At 70.3% G+C, this 18532-nt stretch carries 17 protein-coding genes; 4 read left to right on the plus strand and 13 right to left on the minus strand.

What is annotated here, in order from left to right:
• Nucleotides 1-14: 14 nt before the first annotated feature.
• Both serA and DFR74_RS04300 read right to left on the minus strand, forming a co-directional pair.
• Entirely contained in the window at nucleotides 15-1634 is a 1620-nt protein-coding gene (gene serA, locus DFR74_RS04295; RefSeq protein WP_113974944.1) for a phosphoglycerate dehydrogenase, read from the minus strand.
• Between the two features lie 1270 nt (nucleotides 1635-2904).
• Complete coding sequence (locus tag DFR74_RS04300) at nucleotides 2905-3882, minus strand: LysR family transcriptional regulator (RefSeq protein WP_232331737.1); 978 nt, start codon at nucleotides 3880-3882, stop codon at nucleotides 2905-2907.
• 57 nt (nucleotides 3883-3939) lie between these two features.
• On the opposite strand from DFR74_RS04300, the gene DFR74_RS04305 reads away from it, so the two are divergent.
• Nucleotides 3940-5160 (plus strand): MFS transporter, encoded by a 1221-nt coding sequence (locus DFR74_RS04305; protein WP_067508879.1) that lies wholly within the window; start codon nucleotides 3940-3942, stop codon nucleotides 5158-5160.
• 10 nt (nucleotides 5161-5170) lie between these two features.
• Nucleotides 5171-5983 (plus strand): nucleotidyltransferase domain-containing protein, encoded by an 813-nt coding sequence (locus DFR74_RS04310; protein ID WP_067508877.1) that lies wholly within the window; start codon nucleotides 5171-5173, stop codon nucleotides 5981-5983.
• On the opposite strand, the gene DFR74_RS04315 is transcribed toward DFR74_RS04310, so the two are convergent.
• The 10 genes from DFR74_RS04315 to DFR74_RS04360 all read right to left on the minus strand — a co-directional run bounded on the left by DFR74_RS04315 (nucleotide 5973) and on the right by DFR74_RS04360 (nucleotide 15364).
• Nucleotides 5973-6179: a cold-shock protein gene (locus DFR74_RS04315; RefSeq protein WP_067508875.1), complete on the minus strand. Its 207-nt coding sequence runs from the start codon at nucleotides 6177-6179 to the stop codon at nucleotides 5973-5975. The two genes, DFR74_RS04310 and DFR74_RS04315, sit on opposite strands and share 11 nt — an antisense overlap.
• A 149-nt stretch (nucleotides 6180-6328) precedes the next feature.
• A complete protein-coding gene (locus tag DFR74_RS04320; RefSeq protein ID WP_067508873.1) occupies nucleotides 6329-6535 on the minus strand; it encodes a cold-shock protein in 207 nt (68 codons plus the stop codon).
• A 478-nt stretch (nucleotides 6536-7013) separates the two neighbouring features.
• Nucleotides 7014-8873, minus strand: a complete 1860-nt coding sequence (gene iolD, locus DFR74_RS04325; RefSeq protein ID WP_067508871.1) for a 3D-(3,5/4)-trihydroxycyclohexane-1,2-dione acylhydrolase (decyclizing) — start codon at nucleotides 8871-8873, stop codon at nucleotides 7014-7016.
• Nucleotides 8870-9760, minus strand: coding sequence for a 5-deoxy-glucuronate isomerase (gene iolB, locus DFR74_RS04330; RefSeq protein WP_067508869.1), 891 nt, complete (start codon nucleotides 9758-9760; stop codon nucleotides 8870-8872). Before iolB ends, iolD begins: the two co-directional genes overlap by 4 nt.
• On the minus strand, nucleotides 9757-10665 hold the full coding sequence (locus tag DFR74_RS04335; protein ID WP_198161732.1) for a Cgl0159 family (beta/alpha)8-fold protein: 909 nt from the start codon (nucleotides 10663-10665) through the stop codon (nucleotides 9757-9759). Before DFR74_RS04335 ends, iolB begins: the two co-directional genes overlap by 4 nt.
• On the minus strand, nucleotides 10662-11600 hold the full coding sequence (iolC, locus tag DFR74_RS04340; protein ID WP_067508867.1) for a 5-dehydro-2-deoxygluconokinase: 939 nt from the start codon (nucleotides 11598-11600) through the stop codon (nucleotides 10662-10664). Before iolC ends, DFR74_RS04335 begins: the two co-directional genes overlap by 4 nt.
• A complete protein-coding gene (locus tag DFR74_RS04345) occupies nucleotides 11597-12379 on the minus strand; it encodes an ATP-binding cassette domain-containing protein (protein ID WP_067508865.1) in 783 nt (260 codons plus the stop codon). Before DFR74_RS04345 ends, iolC begins: the two co-directional genes overlap by 4 nt.
• Nucleotides 12376-13428, minus strand: a complete 1053-nt coding sequence (locus tag DFR74_RS04350) for an ABC transporter permease (protein ID WP_067508862.1) — start codon at nucleotides 13426-13428, stop codon at nucleotides 12376-12378. The genes DFR74_RS04345 and DFR74_RS04350 overlap by 4 nt, the downstream gene beginning before the upstream one ends.
• A gap of 18 nt (nucleotides 13429-13446) precedes the next feature.
• Nucleotides 13447-14400 (minus strand): sugar ABC transporter substrate-binding protein, encoded by a 954-nt coding sequence (locus DFR74_RS04355; RefSeq protein ID WP_232331736.1) that lies wholly within the window; start codon nucleotides 14398-14400, stop codon nucleotides 13447-13449.
• Between the two features lie 61 nt (nucleotides 14401-14461).
• Complete coding sequence (locus DFR74_RS04360; RefSeq protein ID WP_067508859.1) at nucleotides 14462-15364, minus strand: TIM barrel protein; 903 nt, start codon at nucleotides 15362-15364, stop codon at nucleotides 14462-14464.
• A gap of 259 nt (nucleotides 15365-15623) precedes the next feature.
• On the opposite strand from DFR74_RS04360, the gene DFR74_RS04365 reads away from it, so the two are divergent.
• A complete protein-coding gene (locus DFR74_RS04365) occupies nucleotides 15624-16628 on the plus strand; it encodes a LacI family DNA-binding transcriptional regulator (RefSeq protein ID WP_067508857.1) in 1005 nt (334 codons plus the stop codon).
• Between the two features lie 25 nt (nucleotides 16629-16653).
• Nucleotides 16654-17676 carry a Gfo/Idh/MocA family protein gene (locus DFR74_RS04370; protein ID WP_198161730.1) on the plus strand — a complete coding sequence of 341 codons (1023 nt, stop codon included), beginning with the start codon at nucleotides 16654-16656 and terminating at the stop codon, nucleotides 17674-17676.
• 38 nt (nucleotides 17677-17714) lie between these two features.
• Here the strand turns inward: DFR74_RS04370 and DFR74_RS04375 are convergent, their stop codons facing one another.
• A complete protein-coding gene (locus tag DFR74_RS04375) occupies nucleotides 17715-18479 on the minus strand; it encodes an HNH endonuclease (RefSeq protein ID WP_113974945.1) in 765 nt (254 codons plus the stop codon).
• Nucleotides 18480-18532: the final 53 nt, after the last annotated feature.

Consider the following 18532-nt stretch of genomic DNA (forward strand, 5'->3'; position numbering starts at 1 on the left):
TGCGGGAACAGCCCTCAGGACAGGTCGACCAGCGCGATCTTGGCGGCGCCGACCGCTTCGGCGATGGCGGACTGCACGTCGGCGGGCACCTCCTTGTTCACGCGCAGGACGACGGTGGCGCCGTCCTTGTCGATGTCCTGGCTCAGCTGCGCGGCCAGGATGTCCACCTCGGCCTCGCCCAGCTTGGTGCCGATCTTGCCGAGCGCGCCAGGACGGTCGTCGTAGTTGAGGACGGCCAGGTTCAGGCCCTCGGCGCGCATGTCGTAGTTGCGGCCGTTGATATTGACGATCTTCTGCACCTGCTGCGGCTCGGTCAGGGTGCCCGCCACGTTCAGGGTGCGGCCGTCGCCGAACACGGCGCGCAGGTCGACGACGCTGCGGTGGCTGGGGCTCTCCGAAGCGGTGGTGACCTGGGCGGTGATGCCGCGGTCCTTGGCCAGCGCGGGGGCGTTGACGAAGGTGACCGCCGGGCTCTGCCCGTTTGCGCCCGCCTCGACCAGCGCGGAGAAGATGCCGCGCAGGGCCGCGAGTTCGAGCACGGCCACGTCCTCGGACGCCAGCTCGCCGCGCACCTGCACCTCGACGCTCACCGGCAGCTCGTCGGACAGCGCACCGACCAGGGCGCCCTGCTTGCGCACGATCTCGAGCCACGGAGCGACCTCTTCGCCGACCGTGCCGCCGGTCACGTTCACCGCGCCGGGCACGAACTCGCCGGCCAGGGCCAGCAGCACCGACTTGGCGACGTCGGTGCCCGCGCGGTCCTGCGCCTCGGAGGTGGAGGCGCCCAGGTGCGGGGTGACCACGACCTGCGGCAGGTCGAACAGCGGGCTGTCGGTGCAGGGCTCGGTCTCGAACACGTCGAGGCCGGCGGCGCGCACGTGGCCGGACTTGATGGCATCGGCGAGGGCGTGCTCGTCGATGAGACCGCCGCGCGCGGCGTTGACGATCACGACGCCCGGCTTGGTCAGCGCCAGCTTCTCCTTGCTGAGCAGGCCCTTGGTCTCGGGGGTCTTGGGCAGGTGCACCGAGATCAGGTCGGCGCGCTGCAGCAGCTCGTCCAGGGTGACCAGTTCGATGCCGAGCTGGGCGGCGCGGGCCGGGGAGACGTAGGGGTCGTAGGCGATGACCTTGGTCTCGAAGGCGGCCAGGCGGGCGGCGAACAGCTGGCCGATGCGGCCGAGGCCGACGACGCCGACGGTCTTGCCGAAGATCTCGACACCGTTGAACTTGCTGCGCTGCCAGGTGCGCTCGCGCAGGGTGGCGTCGGCGGCGGGGATCTGGCGGGCCGCGCTGAGCAGCAGCGTGACGGCGTGCTCGGCGGCGGTGTGGATATTGGAGGTGGGCGCGTTGACCACCATGACGCCGCGCTCGGTGGCCGCGGGCACGTCGACGTTGTCGAGGCCGACGCCGGCGCGGGCGACGATCTTGAGGTTCTTGCCCGCCTCGAGCACCTCGGCGTCAACGGTGGTGGCCGAGCGCACGAGCAGCGCGTCGGCCTCGGGGACCGCGGCGAGCAGGGCCGGGCGGTCGGGGCCGTCGACCCAGCGAACCTCGACGCCGTCACCGAGCGCGTCGACGGTCGACTGGGCGAGCTTGTCGGCGATCAGAACAACAGGACGGCCTGCTTGGCTCACTGTGGGGTACTCCTGGAGGAAAGGGTCGGCATTTACCGCCGATCAGCTTAATGGGCGGCGTTTCGAGAACGGGTACCACCCGGTCGGGCGGGCGGACGGTTCGGGTGGCCGCGGCCGTCCGATACACCGGTCGCGGCGGGCGCCCCCGAACGAATGCCGTTCTGCCGCAACCCGGCTGCGCGGGGCAGAGGGCGGACCGCCCGCTGGAGCCGCGTTCGGGCGCATGGCGATCGCGTCCAGTGGCGTTCTCATACCGCGCGGCGCTCCGACGTGGTCCGCAACAGCCCCGGCAGCGGTCAGCGACGGGGCATGAACAGCCGTCTGCGACAGCCCTACACCTGGGGACACCGGTCCACGCCCCGGCGCAAGCGCCCGAACACTGCTCGCGCTCGGCACGGCGGACCCGGCGCGGCCGCGCTCCGGCTCGGCCGCGTGCTTGCTGCGGCGCGGTGGGCAGCGGGCGGTGCGATCCGCGAACAGCTCCGGTGACGAGCGGCGGCGCTCAGCCCGGGGCACCACGGACGACCCCGGCCCCGCGCACGACAGAGGCCCCGCACCGAGGGGGTGCGGGGCCTCGTCAGCGTGCCGGTCCCGGCGCACGCGGGGCGATCGACAACCTCGATCGCGACGTCTGATCAGCGGCCGCCGAACGATCCCGTCCACAGGGTGTTCAGCACACCGTGCAGCGCGGCACCGAGAGTGTTGAACAGGCCGTCGATGGCAGCACTACCGGTGTCGATGATAACGGGGATCATAATTAATTCCTCTTTCGTCGAATTCATCCAGACGAGCTGGCTGACACACGGCACATCGGCGGCCGAGCGGACTCGGTTACGAAATTCTCCAGGATTGTGACGCAGACAACATTTTTCGATTCGGAGTGATCCAGTCGACACCGCACACGCCGATCTCGCCCTGGAAAACGGGGTCTCACCTGGGATTTCATAGCCTCCCAAACCTGGTCGCACGTCCAGTGCGCACGCGCGCGAATGATCCTCGCTTTTCTGTGAGAACTCTGAGAAACGTGCTGAGAATCCATGAGAATCCCGCGTGGAAATCTACGAGAATGACACTTCAAAATCAGCTGCGGCAGCATCGCGCGTGCCCCGAGTAACAGGGGCGGGAGCCATTGGGGGAATTCCCAGGGAATGGTCGACAGCGAATACATGGCAACACGATCGAAAGCGCCCGGCGACTGCGTGAACGCCCGGACTCACCCCGCGCGATCACGGCCGCGCACCCACCCCCGGCAAACATCCGGGAGAAGCCCTCAACCGACCCGCACCGCCGCCTCCACGTCCACCTCCGACGCCGCGTCGAGACTCTCCCTCGCGGCGACCACCGCGCGCGCGAACGCCCGCACCCGCGCGTCCTCCGCGCCCCGCCGCCACACCACCCCGAGCCGCGAATCCGGCAGCCCCGTCACGGGTACGAACACGACCGGAGGTCGCTCGTGATAAGACGCCGTCGGCCGGCACAGCAGTAACGCGCCGCGCCCGGTCGCCACCACCGCCAGCCCCTCCTCCAGCGTGCCCACCTCGGGGCCGGCGGGGATCGCGCACCCGCCCGGCGTCACGTCGAGCGCCTGCGCGCGCCGCCAGTAGTCGGGGGCGGGCCCGCGCATCCCGATCAACGAGCACTCCGCCAGTTCCTCCGCCGACACCGCCGCCCGCCCGGCGAATGGGTGCCCGGCGGCCACGGCCACCATCATCGGCTGCTCGGAGAACGACGGCCCGAGCACCAGATCGTCCTCCGCCATCGGCAACAACACCGCCGCCACGTCGGCGTCGCCGCGCCGCACCGGGCCGAACGGGTCCGCCAGCGGGATCTCGACCAGATCCACGGCGCAGTCCGGATGCCGCTCCTCGAACACGCCGACCGCCGCCATGATGTGGGCGTTGATCGCGCCCTGAAATCCGACGCGCAACCGGCCCGACACGTCGCGGGCGGCGGCGCGGGCCGCGTCCACCGACGCGTGCAACGCCGCGTACGCGGGGCGCACCCGCTCGAGGAAGTCCGCGCCGAGCGGGGTGAGCCGCACCCGGCGACTGCTCCGGTCGAACAGCCGCGCACCCACCCGCCGCTCCAGCGCCCGCAGCAGCTGGCTCACCCGACTCTGCGACACGTACAGCCGTTCGGCGGCGCGCCCGAAGTGCAGTTCCTCGGCCAGGGCGAGAAACGCCTCGACTTCGCGCAGCTCCACACCGCTCATCCGCACCTCCGCCGTCGATCCATGAGTCCGGCTCATGCAACGATGAGACCTTCGCCGTTGTTTCCGGCCCGGTCGCGCTCTTGGCTGGATGACATGACCGTGACGACCCCGTGCCTCGAAAACCCTCCCGCCCAGCACCTTTCGCCGCGCCGCGCCTGGCTCGGCGTCACCGCGCTCGGCGGCGCCACGTTCACCGTGGTCACCTCCGAGATGCTGCCGGTCGGACTGCTCACCCCCATGGGCGCGAGCCTCGGCGTGAGCGAGGGCGCGGCCGGCTTCGCGCTCACCGTGACCGGCCTGATGGCCGCGGTGTCCGCCGCGCCGCTCACCGCCTGGCTGGGCCGGTTCGACCGCCGCACCCTGTTGTGCGTCCTGCTCGCGGTGGTGGCGGTGGGCAATCTGGCCGCCGCCTGCGCGCCCGGCTACGCGATGCTCATGGCGGGTCGCGTGCTGGTCGGCGCCGGCATGGGCGGGGTGTGGGCGCTGGCGGCGAGCGTGACCGTGCGCCTGGCGCCTGCGCGGTCGATGGCGCGGGCGCTGTCGGTGGTGTTCAGTGGCGTGGCTGTGGCCTCGGTGCTCGGCGTGCCCGCCGGGACGGTGCTGGGGTCGGTCGCGGGGTGGCGCGCGGCGTATGTGGCCGTCGCGGGGCTGTCGGTCGCGGTGTTGCTCGCGCTGGCGCTCACCCTGCCGCGGCTGCCCGCCGAGGGCGCCGTCTCGGTGCGCGGCGCGCTGCGCCGGGCCATCGATCCGCGCGTGCGGGTCGGACTGATCGTCGTGGCGCTGCTGGTGACCGGTCACTTCGCCGCCTACACCTACGTGCGGCCGGTGCTGGAACAGGTCGCGGGCGTCGGCGCGGCGCAGCTGGGCCTGCTGTTGCTGATCTACGGAATCGTTGGCGTGGCGGGCAATTTCGTGTCCGGATCGGTGGCGGCGGTCCGGCCGCGAGCCCTGATGCTGGTCCTCGGTGCGACGATCGCGGTGAGCGTCGCGCTCCTGCCCGTGCTCGGCACGTCGGCGCTGTCGGCCGGCATGCTGCTCGCCGTGTGGGGGCTGGCCTACGGCGGCGTGTCGGTCGGCACCCAGACCTGGGTGCTCACCGCCGCGCCGGACGCGCGGGAGAGCGTCTCGGCCGTCTACGTGTCGGTGTTCAACGCCGCCATCGGCTGCGGCGCCCTGGTGGGCGGGTTCACGGCGGACGGGTTCGGCAGCACGGCGGCGATGGCGCTGGGCGCGGGTCTCGCGCTCGCCGCGGTGGTCGCCGTGGTCGTGGGTCCCGCCGAAAAGGAGATGAAGTCGGCCGCGCCGCGCCTTTAGCATCGAGCGCATGTCTTTGCGCGCTGTGCCCGATTCGATGGACCCGACCGTGGTCGGGTCCATCGACGCCGAGCTGGATCGGGTGGCGCGCGAGCATCGCGTGAACGTGCGGCTGGCGGTCGAAAGCGGCAGCCGCGCTTGGGGTTTCCCGTCGCCGGACTCCGACTACGACTGCCGTTTCGTCTACGTCGCGCACCTGGATACCTACCTGTCGCCGTGGACCTCGCGCGACGTGATCGAGACGCCGCTGGTGGGTCTGCTGGACGTGAACGGCTGGGATCTGACCAAGGCGCTGCGCCTGCTGGTGGCGGGCAACGCCGTGCTCATCGAGTGGCTGATGTCGCCGATCGTGTACCGGGGCGACGCCGAATTCCGCACGGAGCTACGGGAACTCGCCGCGCGGGTGACCGACCGCGACCGCGTGGCCCGCCACTACCTGCACCTCGGCGGCAAGCAGTGGGCGCTGCACCACCGCAACGGTTCGCTGAAGAAGGTGTTCTACTCGCTGCGCCCGGCGATGGCGCTGCGCTGGTTGCGAGAGCATCCCGACGCGGCGGTCGCGCCGATGCACCTGCCCACGCTGCTGGCCGAATGCGAGCTGCCCGTCGATCTGGTCGCGGCGATCGCCGAGCTCACCGAGCTCGAGTCGCGGACCAGGGAGATGGGCGACGGTGCGGTGCCCGCGCCGATCGTGGCCTTCCTCGAGGGTGAGTTCGACCGCGCGGCAATGGAATTCCCGTCCTCGTCGGGAGGGGACCGGTCGCGGGCGCGGGAGCTCACGGCGGAGTTCTTCCGCGCGCAGGCGCTGGCCGTCAGCCGATGACGCGCACGCCGACGGCTTCCGGCCCGGACTTGCTGTGGCGCAGCTCGAACTGCACCCGCTGCCCCTCGGCGAGGGACCGGAAGCCGGAACCCTCGAGTTCGAGGTAGTCCACGAACACGTCGGAGCCGCCGCCGTCCTGGGCGATGAACCCGAAACCCTTTTCACTGTCGAACCACATCACTGTGCCCTGAGCCATACGCCGCACCTTCTCCGAACGCGCAGAACCGGGGAAGGGTACTACGGCGGGCGCCATCCGGTCCACGGGCCCGCCGGTCACGACGTGCCCGGACATAGCGAAAGGCCCCGCACCGTTGCCGGTGCGGGGCCTCGCAAAGTCACGTCGAATCAGGCGACGACGCGGACGTCCTGGGCCTGCGGGCCCTTCTGACCCTGGCCGATCTCGAACTCCACGCGCTGTCCCTCATCCAGGGAGCGGAACCCGGCGCCACTGACCGCCGAGTAGTGCACGAAGACGTCGGGGCCTCCGCCGTCCTGAGCGATGAAGCCGAAGCCCTTCTCGCTGTTGAACCACTTCACAATGCCTTGAGCCATTTCATACTTTCTTGTTGACGAGCCGGGCGCTAGCGTTATGCCCCGGTCTCGTAGATCTACAATGCCATCATCCGACGATTTATTCCACTTTTCGGCGCGAGCACTGTGAGCTATTCAACGTCGGGACCCCCACGTGTCGTGCGGCGCGACAACGCCGGGCAGCGAACACCGACGGCTACCGGGCGGTATTTCCACCCGGCAGCACCACCCACTTCCCCCGCTCACGGGCCGCCAGGGCCCGGCTCATCCGGCCCGCCCCGCCCCCCACCACACCTCCTTCGTAAGACGTTGCAGCGCAACGATTTACCATAGTCAACCGACATCGATCCGCCGCGCGGTCACGCCGCTGGAGCCATTCCGCCCGAACGGCCGCGGACCGGAACCCGCGGGTACTGCCGCGTACCGTCATCGCGGAAATCAGCCGTACCTGTGACCGCAAATGTCAGGCAAACCTCACCTTCCGAGCGCCGAGTTCGGGTCAACTCCGTTTCTCTTTGCCCGGCGCGAGATACCGGAGCTGATCCGCTTTCGCGGATTCGTAGGAGGAACGTCCGGACAGGTGTTCGGGCACACCGACCTCCCACCAGGCGCCCGCCTCCGTCCACGACGACGGCTGCGTGCGGACCACCACCACCGCCGGGCGCGACTCCGCGACCGCGACCGCGCGCGCGTCCCGATAGGCCGCCGCGAACCCGGCCGCATCATTCGCCGGGAACACCGCGCACCCCAGCGATCGGGCGTGGGCGGCGAAATCCACGCGTGGCGGCTCGGCGTGGGTCGTCCGGCAGTCGGCGTAGAAATTGTTGAAGGGCGCGCCGCCCTGGCCCTCTTGCAGCCGGGCGATGACGGCGTAGCCGTCGTTGTCGCACACCACCGCGACGAACGGGTGCCCGGCGAACGCGGCGGAGAACAGCTCGGAGTTCAGCATCAGATACGAGCCGTCGCCGAGCAGGGTGGTCACCAGCCCCTCGGCGTGGGCCATGGCCGCGCCCCACGCGCCGGCGATCTCGTAGCCCATGCAGGAGAAGCCGTACTCGACGTCCATCGTCGGCGCGCCGCCGCTCGCCCGCCAGCCGCCGACCAGCTCGCCGGGCAGGCCGCCCGACGCGGTCAGCACATAGTCACGCGGCCCGGACAGCTCGTTGACGATGCCGACCACCTGCGCGTAGCTGGGCACACCCGACCCGGGGGCGCGCAGCTTGTCGATATGGGCGTCCCATTCCCCGCGCACCGCGGCCGCTCGGGCCGACCAGTCCTCGTCGGCTCGCCAGGTGTCCAGGAGCGGGCCGAGTTCGGCGAGCGTCGCCCCGGCGTCACCCACCACCGCCAGCGCGCCGTGCTTCACGGCGTCGAAGCGCGCGGTGTTCACCGTGACGAATCGCGCGGACGCGTCGAACACGGTCCAGGAGGCGGTGGTGAAGTCCTGGAGCCGCGTGCCGACAGCCAGCACCAGATCCGCCTCGGCGGCAAGGGAGTTCGCCGACGCCGAGCCGGTGATGCCCAGCGGACCGGCGTAGAGCGGATGATCGTGGGGCACCAGGGTTCGCCCGGCCGTGGTCTCGGCGATCGGAATCCCGTGCCGCTCAGCCAGTTTCCGCGCCCGCTCCCCGGCACCCGAATAGCGCACGCCACCGCCGAGCACCAGCAGCGGCCGCCGGGCCGCGCGAACTGCCGTGGCGGCCGTGGCGAGAGCGTCGATGTCGGGGCGCGGACGTGGAATCCGGTGCAGCACAGGCTCGAACAGCGCATCGGGGAAGTCGAAGGTCTCGGCTTGGACGTCCTGCGGTAGCGCGAGCGTCACCGGTCCCGCGTCGGCCGGATCCGTGAGCACCCGGGCGATCTGCGGCAGTGTCGAGATCAGCTGTTCGGGCCGGGTCAAGCGGTCGAAGTACCGGCTGACCGCGCGGAACGCGTCGTTGACGGTGGCGGTCGGGTCGTCGAAGTGCTCCACCTGTTGCAGCACCGGGTCGGGCGCGCGGCTGACGAAGGTGTCACCGGGGAGCAGCAACAGCGGCAGCCGGTTCGCGTGCGCCACCCCGGCGGCCGTCACCATGTTCAGCGCGCCGGGACCGATCGAGGACGTGGCCACGCCGACCTGTCGCCGGTGCGTCGTCTTGGCGAGACCCACCGCGGCCAGCGCCATGCCCTCCTCGGTATGTCCGCGCCACACGGGGATCTCGTCGCGGCGCTCGGCCAGTGCCGTCCCGAGCCCGAGCACGTTGCCGTGGCCGAAGATCGCGAAAACGGCGGGGAACAACGGGACTTCGCGGCCGTCCAGCGTCTGCGACCGCTGCGCGATCAGCCATGCCACCAGGGCCTGGGCCGTCGTCAGTTTCATCGAACCCGTCCTTCGTGCGTCGTGACCGGACAGCGCGGATCGGCCGTCTCGCCCTCCCAGTGCGCGCGGACCCAGCTGTGCGCGGGATCGTCGCAGAACGCCATCGAGCGCTGCGGCGCGGGCCCCGCCAGTACGTTGAGGTAGTACATGGGGTAGCCGGGCGCGGCCACGCACGGGCCGTGGTAGCCGCGCGGGATCAGGAATACGTCACCGTCGCGCACGGCGACGTTCTCGTCCAGCTCACCGTCGGCGGTGTAGGTGCGGTGCAGGCCGAATCCCTCTGGCCCCGGCGTGATCTCGTCGCGCCCGGCGATGCGGAAGTAGTAGATCTCCTCGTTGATCACCTCGCATTCGGAGGCTTCGTCGTGCTTGTGCGGCGGGTACGACGACCAGTTGCCGTCGGGGGTGATCAGCTCGCACGCGTTGAGTTTGTCGGCATGCTCCCAGACGCCCGGGGTACCGAAGTTGTTGACCTGCCTGGTGGCTCGGCCCGCGCCGCGTACCTCGACCGGAACCCCTTCGGCGGGGCCGTATTCCGCCGTCAGCCGCCGATCACATCTCGCCATGGGCAGGGCGATCTCGGCGTCACGCTCGGCGATCAGCTCCACCTCGGCGTCGCGCGGCACGTAGGCGAAGTCGGTCACCCTGGTGAACACCGAATCCCTTCCGGTGAGGGTGAACTCGCGTCCGTCCACGCGCACCGCGCAGCCACCCGAGAGCGGCAGCACGAAGGCCTCGAACTCGCCGGTGTGGACGGTGCGGGGCACCCCGGCGGACAGGTGGAGGACGCGCAATCCCGCGTAAGTCCAGCCCGCGTCGGCGGGGCGGAGCAGGACCGGATCGTCACCGTCGCACAGGGTTCCGGCCGGGCGGTGCAATGCCGTCATGACCGCGCCTCCAGCAGTCGCGCCGCCGCGGCCACCGCGCCCGCGACGTCACCGTCGGGCGGATACAACAGCGTGCGCCCGACCACCAATCCGCGCACCACGTCGTGCCGCAGCGCCCCGCCCCACGACGCGAGGTCGGTCGCCGGATTGCCCGACGGCACGCCGCCGAGCACCAGCACTGGCAGCGTCGTGGCGTCCAGCACCGAAAGATCTTCGGGCGCGGGGATCTTCAGCCACGTGCGCGCGGAGGTGACGCCCAGACCAGCCGCGACCGTGATGGCGCGTTGTAGATCCGGTGCGTCCTTCTGCATCACCAGCGCGCCGTTCTCGTCACGCCGGTACGGCAGCGGTTCCACCATCGCCATCAACCCGTGTTCGGCCAGCTGGGTCACCGCCCGCGCGCACGCGTGCAGGGTCGGCGCCGTGCCGGGATCGGAATCCACCAGGCGCAGCAGCATTTTCCCGCCGTCGAGGCGGCAGCGCACCAGCGATTCGGCGTCGTAGCCGGTGAACCGGTCGTCGATCTCCCAGTCCGCGCCGGCCAGCCCGCCCCGGTTCATGGACCCGATGACGACCTTGTCGTCCAGCGCGCCGAGCAGCAGCAGCTCCTCCACGATGTCGGGCGAACCGAGCACGCCGTCCACAGCCGGGTTGTCCAGCGCGATGAGCAAGCGCTCCAGCAGCGTGCGCCGGTCGGCCATCGCGGTGCGGTCCGGCCCGACGCCGAGCGCGCCCCGCGCGGGGTGGTCGGCGGCGACCAGGAACAGGGTTCCCCGCTCGGACAACAGGTTCGGGCGCCGGCGGCGGCCCGCGTAGGCCTGGTGCACGGCGCCCGGATCGGTGCCGCGCACGCGCAGCAGTTCGCGCCAGCGTTCGTCGGACAGGGTGCGGGTTCCATCGGTCAGGAACACAGCATCTCCTCGATCTCCGCCGCGGTGGGCATGGCGTCGGCGCAGGCCAGGCGCGAGGCGACCAGCGCACCGGCGGCGTTGGCGTAGGCGGCGATCCGCTGCGGTGGCCAGCCCGCGAGCAGTCCGTGCACCAGCGCGCCGCCGAATCCGTCACCGGCCCCTAGTCCGCAGACCACCTCGACGGGGCACGGCGGCACCGTCCAGCGGTCCTCGGCGGTCGCCACCAGTACGCCCTCCGCGCCGCGTTTCACCACCGCGAGCCGCACTCCGCGCGCGAGCAGGCGATCGGCGGCGGCATCGGGGTCGGCGGTGCCGACGGCCACCTCCACTTCGGCGCGGTTGCCGACGACCACGTCGACATGGTCGAGCATCCAACCGATTTCGGCGCTCGCCACCTCCGGATCCGGCCAGAACATCGGCCGGTAGTCGAGGTCCAGCACGGTGTGCCCGCGCCGGGCCCGCCGGATCAGGATCGCGCGCTGGGTGCCACGCGCGGGCTCCGCCGACACCCCGGTGCCGGTAACCCACAGCACCGGAACGGATTCCACGACATCCCAGGGCACGTCGTCCTCGGTGAGCGTGAGATCGGGCGCGATCGGCGCCCGATAGAACAGCAGCGGCGGGTCGGCGGGCGGGTCGAGTGCGCAGAACACCACGGGCGTCTGGAGATTCGCGGCGGTGCCCACATGGGCGGGCGACACCCCGAACCCGGTCAGCGCCTCGCGCACGAAATCGCCGAACCCGTCGGGCCCCACTTTGGTGAGCACCGCCGAGCGCCTGCCGAGCCGAGCCGCCGCGACCGCCACATTGGTGGCCGTGCCGCCCAGGAACTTGCCGAACGTCTCGACCCTGGCCAGCGGGACATCGCTCTGCAACGGATACAGATCCACGCCGACGCGTCCCACGGTGAGCAGTTGGAGCGCGCTCACGGCGAGACCACCCGCTCCAATTCGTGCTGGAGCGCATCGAGTTCGGCGCCACCGGCCATCTGCCGGGTGAGCTCGGGCAGGTCGATCTCGGACTTCTCGTAGGAGCCGAGCATGGTGCCGCGCTTGAGCAGCAGGAACCGGTCGCCGACCGGGTAGGCGTGGTGCGGGTTGTGCGTGATGAGGATGACGCCGAGGCCGCGATCGCGCGCCTGCACGACGTACCGCAGCACCACACCGGCCTGCTTCACACCCAGCGCCGCCGTGGGTTCGTCCAGGATCAGGACCTTCGCGCCGTAATGTACGGCGCGCGCGATGGCGATGCACTGGCGCTGCCCGCCCGAGAGCGTGCCGACCGGCTGCTCCAAGTCGCGGATGTCGATGCCCATGTCAGCCAGGGCGTTTCGCGCGATCTCCTGTCCTTTGCGGCGGTCCAGCAGGCGAATCGGACCCCAGCCGTAGGTGGGTTCGGAACCGAGTACGAAGTTGCGCCACACGCTCATCAGCGGCACCACCGCCAAATCCTGGTAGACGGTGGCGATCCCGCGATCGAGCGCTTCGCGCGGCGAGGCGAGCCGCACCGGCGCGCCGTCGATCCGCAGTTCACCGGCGTCGTGCTGATGCACCCCGGCGAGAATCTTGATGAGCGTGGACTTGCCCGCGCCGTTGTCGCCGAGCACGCACGTGACCTCCCCCGCGTTCACCACGGTGGACACATCGCGCAGGGCGACCACCCCGCCGTAGCGCTTACCGATCCCCTCGGTCTCGATCAGAGCGGTCATCGTCGCACCCTTTCCGCGCGCTTCTTGAAGGCGTTGTTCACCAGCACCGCCGAAAGCAGCAGGATGCCGAGGAACAACATGAACCAGTCGCTGTCCCAGCGGGCGAACACGATGCCCTGGCGCGCCATACCGAAGATGAGCGCGCCGATCGCGGCCCCGATCACCGAGCCGAAGCCGCCGGTGAGCAGGCAACCGCCGACCACCGCGGCGATGATGTACTGGAACTCCAGTCCCACACCCTGATTCGCCTGCACGCTCGCGAATCGCATGATATTGCAGGAGCCGACGACCCAGCCCGCGAACGCCGTGGTCATGAACAGCAGGATCTTGGTGCGCACCGCGGGCACGCCGACGGCCCGCGCGCTGACCAGCGAACCGCCCACCGCGAAGATCCAGTTGCCGAACCGCGTGCGCACCAGCACCAGCGCGGCGATCGCGGTGAGCACGATCCACCACACCACCGACGCCTGGATGCGGGCGTCACCGATATTGGTGGTGGCCGCGAAAACCCAACCGGCCGAGTCGTATCCGTCGGCCGAGCGGATCCCCGAGACCTGCACGGTGCCGGTGACCAGCCGCGTCACACCCAGGTTGAGCCCTTGCAGGGCAAGGAAAGTGCCCAGCGTGACGATGAAACTCGGTAGGCCGGTGCGCATCACGACCCACCCGTTGAGCGCGCCCACCGTGAGCGCGAACGCCAGCGAGACCAGCAGTGCGAACCACACGTTCCAGCCGGCGTGCACCGCCAGCATCGCCGTGATCAGCGCCGTGGACGCGGTCATCACCCCGGCGGAGAGGTCGAATTCGCCGCCGATCATCAGCAGCGCCACCGCGACCGCCATGATGCCGAGCGTCGAGGCGTCGTCCAGCCAGGTCGCGACACCGAGCGGGCTCAGGAACCGATCGGTGATCACCGAGAAGAACACGAACACCACGGCCGCGCCGAGCGCGGCGCCGAGCTCGGGCCGCACGATCAGCCGGTTCAGCAGGGACGGGCCCGCGTCGGGCAGGTTCCCCGGTGCGGAGGATGTCTTTGTGGCAACAGTCATTTCATCACTCCTGGGGTGTCACCGGGTGCCCTGGCCGACCAGCGGGGCGATGGCGTCGACGTTGCCGTCGTCGACGAACGCCGGCCCCGTCTGCACCGGCAGGCCGCCGCCGACCGAGTTCAGGTTCGTCCGGTACAGCTGGAGCATCACGATCGGCAGGTAGCCCTGTTCGTACTGCTGCTGGTCCACGGCGAACAGCAGCCGCCCCGACCGGATCGCCTCCACCACATCGGTATTCAGATCGAATGTCGCCACCGCCGCCTGCGAGGAGGACTCCGAGACCGCGTCCACCGCGCGGGCGGCGATCTGGGAGTTCAGCGTGAGGACCGCGTCGATCGACCGGTCGGCCTCCAGCGCGCCCTTGATCCTGGCCTGCGCGTCGGTCGGATTGTTGATGTCGACCTGCAAGGTGGTGGCGTTGCCACCGAATCCGTTGGTCGCGCCGCCGCAGCGCTCGTTGGCGCCGATATTGCCCGCCTCGTGGATCACGCACAGCAGCTTGGTCTTTCCCGCCTCCGCCAGCCGCCGTCCGGCCGATTCACCGGCCAGGCGCTCGCTCTGCCCGACGTGGCCGATCGCGCCGAACCGCGCCGAGTCGGCCTCGCCGGAGTTGATCGTCACCACCGGGATGCCCGAGGCGATCGCCCGTTCGACCGAGGGCCGCAGCGCTTCCGGGTTCGCCATCGACACCACCAGGCCGTCGACGCCCTGGGCGATCGCGTTGTCGATGAGCTTCGACTGCCCGCCGGGATCACCGTCGGAGGTGTAGTCCACTCGCACGCCCAGCCGCTCCCCGGCCGCCTCCGCGCCGTTCTTCACCACGTTCCAGAACGCGTCGCCCGCGGTGCCGTGGGTCACCACCGCGACCGATTCGAGAGTGCCCGCCGCGACCGGGGTCTGGGTGGTGCCCGCGGTGTCGGCGCCCGGCCCGCTGCACGCCGCGAGCACCGCGCCCGCGGCCAGCCAGGGCATCGCACGCCACCGGCGCCGTCGAAGTGATCCAGACATCGTTGTCCTCACTTGCTCGTTCCGATCAGATTCCGGCACAGGCGGTTTCGATGCCGAGGCCCGCCAGGTACCGCAGGCTGCGACGGGTGTCGCGTGTCGGTCCGGCCGCCGCGCCGGAGGGGTCGAGGGCCGTATCCTGTTCCAGCACATACCATCCGCGGTATCCCGCGTCGTGTACGTGGCGGATGAGTGCGGCGATGTCCACGTCACCGTCGCCGAGCGGGACGTAGAGGCCGTCGCGCACCGCGGCGCTGTATTCCGCGCGGCCGGCGCGTACCTCCTCGGCCAACGCCGCGCGCACGTCCTTGAGGTGGACGTGGCCGATCCGGTCCGGGTGACGCGCGGCGAGCGTGACCGGATCGGTGCCGCCGATCAGCAGGTGGCCGGTGTCCAGGCACAGGTCGAGGTCGGAGTCGGCGAGGAACCGTTCGACCTCGTTGTCGCGCTCCACGCAGGTACCGACATGCGGGTGCAGGACCGTGCGCACCTCGTGCTCGGCGGCGATGTCGCGAATGGTGGCGGCGGTGTCGATCAAGGTGCGCCACTCGTGGGTGGTGAGCACCGGCCTGCTGTCGTATCCGGATTCGCCGGTGGCGGCGGCCAGCACCAGCACTTCGGCGCCCGCGGCGGCGAGCAGGCGAGCAGTGTCGCGCGCGGCGGTGAGCGCGGCGCCGGTCTCCCGGTGCAACGGCACCGCCAAGAAACCGCCGACCACGCCGATGCCGTACTCGTCCAACAGGACGCGCAGGTTGGCCGGTTCCGTGGGGAGGTAGCCCGGCGGACCGAGTTCGGCGGCGGTGATCCCGAGCCCGGCCATCTCCGCGAGCACGGTGCGCGCGTCCAGCACGTGGCCCCAGCCGGGCACTTCGCAGACGCCCCAGGAGATCGGCGCGGCGGCCAGGCGCAGGGGGTGTGTCGAATCGGTCATCAGGACTACTCCGGCCTGTCGATGATCGGTCACGGGGGGCGCTCGTGGAAATCGTTAGAGCGCTCCAACTATGTAACCTGCGTCATAGTGTGTCAAGAGGTACGCACGAGGCTGTTTTCGTCATCTACCTCGCGGTACTTGTTTACCGGCGGGTAGCTCGCGGGTTGTCGGGGAGGTATTGGAGCGCTCTATTGCCCGGGGCGCGCCGACCCAGTACCGTGCCTCACATCCCCACTCGCCGCTCCCCTCGGAGGCTCCCGTGACCCGACCCACGATGGAGGACGTCGCCGCCCGCGCCGGCGTCTCCCGCGCGCTGGTCTCCCTGGTCATGCGCGGGTCGCCCAAGGTGAGCGAGCACCGTCGCCGGGCCGTCCTGGCCGCCGCGCAGGACCTCGGCTATCAACCGCACATGCTGGCCAGGTCGCTGGCCAGCCGCACCTCGAACATGGTGGGCGTCATGGTGTCCGACCTGCGCAACGCCTATTTCGGAGATGTGGTCGAGGGCATGGACGCGGCGGCGCAGGACGCCGGGCTGGAACTGATCCTCAACACCGGCAGGCGCAGCGCCACCCGCGAACGCACGGCGCTCGAAACGCTGCTGTCGTTCCGGCCGGGCGGGATCGTGCTGCTCTCTCCCGTGCTGCCCGCCGCCGCGATCCGCGAGGCGGCCCGGCAGTGCCCGATCGTGCTGGTGTCGCGCAATTCGTCCATCGCCGCCGTCGACACGGTCAACGACGACGGCGAGGCCGGTGCGGCGCTGGCCGTCGACCACCTGGCCGGGCTCGGCCACCGCCGCATCGTGCACTTCGACGGCGGGTCGGCCTTCACCGCAGCGCCCCGCCGCCGCGGCTACGTGGCCGCCATGGAGCGGCACGGGCTCGAACCCCTCGTCATCCCCAGCGAGCACACCGACGACGCGGGCATCGCCGCCGTCGGCAAGATCCTGAAACTCTTCTCCCGCAACGCCTTTCCCACGGCACTGGTGTGCGGCAACGACTTCAACGCCGTGGGCGCCATGTCGGCGCTGGAAGAAGCGGGACTGCGTGTGCCGCAGGATGTCTCGATCGTCGGCTACGACAACAGCTCACTGGCCGCGCTGCGGCACGTGTCGCTCACCACCGTCGACCAGCCCCGCACCAAGATCGGCCGGCTCGCCGTGGTGGCGCTGGCCGAACGGCTCCGCGACGGGCGGACCACCCCGGTCCGGCTGCGCCTCGAGCCCACCCTCGTGGTCCGCGCGACGACCGCCGTGCCGCCGCGCTGACCCCCGAATCCGAACGGAGACAATCGTGTCCGAGCTCGTCACCCCTCGCGTCATCGGCCTCGCCGGCACCGGCCGCATCGGCGTGGCGCACGCCGAAACCCTCGCCGCTTTCGAGGAAGTCGACACCGTCGTGGTCGCCGACGCCGACCCCGATCGCGCCCGCGGCGCCGCCGACAAACTCGGCCTGCGCTTCGCTGCCGATATCGAGACCCTGCTCGGCTCCGGGATCGACGGCCTGGTCATCACCACAGCGACCGATTCCCACCCGGAGCTGATCACCGCCGCCGTCGACCGCGGCATCCCCGTGTTCTGCGAGAAGCCGGTCGCCGCCGACATCGACGGCACCCTCGCCGTCCTCGAGCACATCGCCGACTCGACCGTCCCGGTCCAGATCGGCTTCCAACGCCGCTTCGACGCCGGCTACCGCGCCGCCCGAAACGCCGTCGCCACAGGCGAACTCGGCCGCCTCCACACGGTGCGCGCCACCACCCTCGACCCCGCCCCGCCCCCGGCCGAATACATCCCCCGCTCCGGCGGCCTCTTCCGCGACTGCGGCGTCCACGATTTCGACATCATCCGCTGGGTCACCGGCCGCGACATCGTCGAGGTCTACGCCACCGGCGCCAACCGCGGCGACCAATTCTTCACCGCCGCGGGCGATGTCGACACCGCCGCCGTCCTCCTGCGCCTCGACGACGACACCCTCGCCACCGTCTCCCTCACCCGCTACAACGGCGCCGGCTACGACGTCCGCCTCGAAGTGCTGGGCTCCACCACCAACACCATCGTCGGCCTCGACCCCCGCTCCCCCCTCCACTCCGCCGAACCCGGAGCCACCCCCTCCCCCCACCCCCCATACCCCAACTTCATGGACCGCTTCCGCGAGGCCTACACCACCGAACTCCAAACCTTCCTCTCAGTGGTCGCGGGAAGCCTCGAAAGTCCCTGCACCCCAGCGGATGCGCTGGAAGCATTTTATGTTGCGGAGGCTTGTGAGCTGTCGCGCCGGGAGCGGCGGCCGGTGCCACTGACCGAAGTCCGCCGCTGAACACCGGTCCTCGTTGCCGATGCCGGGGCGACGCTGCCTCACACAGTCGCGGGAGCGGCCCGGCTCGGCACCGTTGCGAGCATCGCACGCAATTCGTCAGGTTCCAGCCAGCGCGGACCGCGGTGAATCATCCGATGGCAGTTCGAGCACAACAGAATCAGGTCGGAAAGCCGTGTCTTGGTCTCGCCGGACACGGACAACGGCACGATGTGGTGGCACTCGATGAAGCCCGCGCCTCGCGGCCCGTACACCTCTTCGAAATCGAACCCGCATACTTCGCACCGCACCCGCTGATTGGTCCGGCAGAACTCCTCGATCTTGTCAGCGCGCAGCTTCGGGTCACGTTCTCGGCGAAAGTGCTGCGCGGCGAGCAGGCGCCCTTCGCGAACCTCCGTTCCGGCGAACTCCACGTCCGCATGGACGAATGAAATGTCTGCGACAACCCGGTTGCCCGAACCGACCCTGGCGAATCCGTTCCGAATGGCCGCGGCAGCATCACTCATCGCCTCGGGCGCATGCAGGAAGTCGGCCAGCACCACACGGTCCAACTTCGACCCACTTGTCGGGCTGCCGTCGTGCTCGGGAAGAGCAGTGACAATGTTGGCAGACTTGCGTGAGACGCTTCCTACGCTACGAAACTTCGGCGACCGCGTCTCGGGTGGATGGATCGGCAATTCTCGCAGTAGCGCTGACAACTCGGCGGCTCGCGGATCCGTCTCGCGGATCTGCAGCCAATCGTTCTTCCGCATCTCATCGCAGACCAGGATCAGCTCGTCCCTCGTCCACCGCGGATCTTGCACCATACTGTCGAGCGTAGCCGGACAGGCCGACACTTTTGCAGTCGCGAATTGCGCGA

The sequence above is a fragment of the Nocardia puris genome, from assembly GCF_003315035.1.
Classification (GTDB): domain Bacteria; phylum Actinomycetota; class Actinomycetes; order Mycobacteriales; family Mycobacteriaceae; genus Nocardia; species Nocardia puris.

Bases quoted from the DNA above. Each gene is read 5' to 3' on its own strand.
- DFR74_RS04300 (WP_232331737.1), bottom strand. From the start codon at position 3,882: ATGAGCCGGACTCATGGATCGACGGCGGAGGTGCGGATGAGCGGTGTG.
- DFR74_RS04305 (WP_067508879.1), top strand. From the start codon at position 3,940: ATGACCGTGACGACCCCGTGCCTCGAAAACCCTCCCGCCCAGCACCTT.
- DFR74_RS04310 (WP_067508877.1), top strand. From the start codon at position 5,171: ATGTCTTTGCGCGCTGTGCCCGATTCGATGGACCCGACCGTGGTCGGG.
- DFR74_RS04315 (WP_067508875.1), bottom strand. From the start codon at position 6,179: ATGGCTCAGGGCACAGTGATGTGGTTCGACAGTGAAAAGGGTTTCGGG.
- DFR74_RS04320 (WP_067508873.1), bottom strand. From the start codon at position 6,535: ATGGCTCAAGGCATTGTGAAGTGGTTCAACAGCGAGAAGGGCTTCGGC.
- iolD (WP_067508871.1), bottom strand. From the start codon at position 8,873: ATGAAACTGACGACGGCCCAGGCCCTGGTGGCATGGCTGATCGCGCAG.
- iolB (WP_067508869.1), bottom strand. From the start codon at position 9,760: ATGACGGCATTGCACCGCCCGGCCGGAACCCTGTGCGACGGTGACGAT.
- DFR74_RS04345 (WP_067508865.1), bottom strand. From the start codon at position 12,379: ATGACCGCTCTGATCGAGACCGAGGGGATCGGTAAGCGCTACGGCGGG.
- DFR74_RS04350 (WP_067508862.1), bottom strand. From the start codon at position 13,428: ATGACTGTTGCCACAAAGACATCCTCCGCACCGGGGAACCTGCCCGAC.
- DFR74_RS04355 (WP_232331736.1), bottom strand. From the start codon at position 14,400: ATGCCCTGGCTGGCCGCGGGCGCGGTGCTCGCGGCGTGCAGCGGGCCG.
- DFR74_RS04360 (WP_067508859.1), bottom strand. From the start codon at position 15,364: ATGACCGATTCGACACACCCCCTGCGCCTGGCCGCCGCGCCGATCTCC.
- DFR74_RS04375 (WP_113974945.1), bottom strand. From the start codon at position 18,479: ATGGTGCAAGATCCGCGGTGGACGAGGGACGAGCTGATCCTGGTCTGC.